Source organism: Mesorhizobium sp. M7A.F.Ca.ET.027.03.2.1, assembly GCF_003999175.1.
GTDB lineage: Bacteria > Pseudomonadota > Alphaproteobacteria > Rhizobiales > Rhizobiaceae > Mesorhizobium.
Map to the genome: position 1 here is coordinate 1 of NZ_RZOM01001062.1, position 2,139 is coordinate 2,139.

3 protein-coding genes are annotated in these 2,139 nt (G+C 63.2%); all 3 read left to right on the top strand.

Translation table 11 applies throughout. The features are described 5' to 3' along the window. On the top strand, window positions 1–1,008 hold a 1,008-nt coding region (locus EN750_RS31120; protein ID WP_145968085.1), incomplete at its 5' end, for a CaiB/BaiF CoA-transferase family protein. A gap of 31 nt (window positions 1,009–1,039) precedes the next feature. Continuing rightward, on the top strand, window positions 1,040–1,819 hold the full coding sequence (locus EN750_RS31125) for a HugZ family protein (RefSeq protein WP_127267373.1): 780 nt from the start codon (window positions 1,040–1,042) through the stop codon (window positions 1,817–1,819). 152 nt (window positions 1,820–1,971) lie between these two features. Then, on the top strand, window positions 1,972–2,139 hold a 168-nt coding region (locus EN750_RS31130; protein ID WP_145968086.1), incomplete at its 3' end, for an ArsR family transcriptional regulator.

Consider the following 2,139-nt stretch of genomic DNA (forward strand, 5'->3'; position numbering starts at 1 on the left):
GAGTACAATATCGACCGCCATGGCCGCGCCCTCCTGCGCCTCGACCTGAAGCGCCGTGAAGGCACCGATCTGTTGCTGCGCCTTGCCGAAAAGGCGGACATGTTGCTCGAAGGGTTTCGCCCGGGTGTCATGGAACGGCTTGGCCTCGGCCCCGAAACGGTGCTGGCGCGCAACCCGGCGCTGATCTACGGCCGTCTGACCGGCTTCGGCCAGGACGGCCCGCTCGCCGGCCGCGCCGGCCACGACATCACCTACCTCGCCTATAGCGGCGTGCTGCACGCCATCGGCCATGTCGGCAGCCGTCCCGTCCCGCCGCTCAACCTTGTCGCCGACTATGGCGGTGGCGCCATGATGCTGATTGCCGGCGTGCTGGCCGCCCTGTTCCAACGTTCGCGCACGGGCAAGGGTGAAGTCATCGACGCCGCGATGGTCGACGGTGCCTCGATGCTGGCGCTGCCCCTGCACGCCTTGATGGCGGCCGGCTTGTGGAGCGACAAGCGCGGCGCGAACCTGCTCGATTCCGGCGCCCCGTTCTACGATACCTATGAGACGTCGGACGGACTCCATATCGCCATCGGCTGCCTCGAGCCGCAATTCTTCGCCGAATTCGCCAGGCTGCTGCCGCTCGACGGGCGCTTTGCGTCCGGCCAGTACGACAAGGCCCTGTGGCCGCCGATGCGCGCCGCCATTGCCGATCGGATCCGGCAGAAACCACGCGACGACTGGGACCGGCTGTTCGCGCAAACCGATGCCTGCGTTGCACCCGTCCTGTCGCTGCATGAGGCGAAGCACCACCCGCACAATCGGGCACGCAACGCCTCTGTGGCGACAGGTGCATTTGAGCGCCCGGCCCCCGCGCCGCGTTTCTCGAGCTCGCAACCGACATTGGCCACTATGCCAGGCAATGAGGATTTGTCGCCATCGGCAATTCTGGCACGTTTCGGCTTTGCGAAAGCCGAGATCGACGGCCTTGTCAAATCCGGCTTGCTGACCGATAACGATAACTAGAGAAGAAAGATCAACTTACTGCGGTGCTGCCTTGGACGAGCCGAAAAAGGACGTGATCCGCGAGACGGACGCCGAAGCGATCCGGCTGGCGAAGACGCTTCTGCGCAGCGCCCGCTTTGGCGCCCTGGCGGTGATCGAACCGCAAACCGGCTCGCCGCTGGCCAGCAGGGTCGGCGTGGCCACCGACATCGATGGCGCGCCGCTGATCCTGGTGTCGATGCTTTCGGCGCACACCGGCGCCCTGCTTGCCGATCCGCGCTGTTCCCTGTTGCTCGGCGAACCGGGCAAGGGCGACCCGCTGGCGCACCCGCGCCTGACATTGATCTGCCAGGCGGCACGGCTTGAGCGCGGATCAGGCGAACACGCCCGCGCCGAGCGCCGCTATCTTAACCGCAATCCCAAGGCGAAACTTTACGCCGGTCTCGGCGACTTTTCGATCTTTCGCCTCGATCCGCAACGCGCCAGCCTCAACGGCGGCTTCGGCAAGGCCTATCAGCTCGATCGATCGGATTTGCTCGCCAGCGGACCGATCGTCGAGGAACTCGCGGCGCGCGAACAATCCGCCATCGACCACATGAACGCCGACCATCTCGACGCGATCGCCGTTTACGCACAGCATTTCGCCAAAGTATCCGGAAACGGCTGGAGTGTTGCCGGATTCGATGCCGATGGCATGGACCTGGTTTCGGGCGACGATGTTTGCCGGGTTTTTTACCCACAACCTCTGGCGGCGGCAGGCGAATTGCGGCACGTTCTGGTCGATATGGCCAAGGCCGGCCGAGCCATTGTCGACGCCGGGACGGAGACTTAATTATGCTGGACCAAAAGCAACACTTGAGATTTAAGTGAAATGCTCTACCTTTTGGTGACGCTGAATCGCCAGCGCCGATCGACAAGTGAATTTATGGAATCAGACGCCATTGCCCCCATGGCGTCGGGATGAACAGGAAGCATGGGGGATCGATGGTCTCGACAAAGCTAATCGTGAACGCCGAATCGGCGGCAGAGTTTCTCATGCTGATGGGCAATGAGAAGCGACTGTTGATCATGAGCTACCTCGCCGAAGGTGAGATGTCGGTTGGAGCCATTGCCGAGAAGGTGATGCTCAGCCAATCCGCCCTGTCCCAGCAC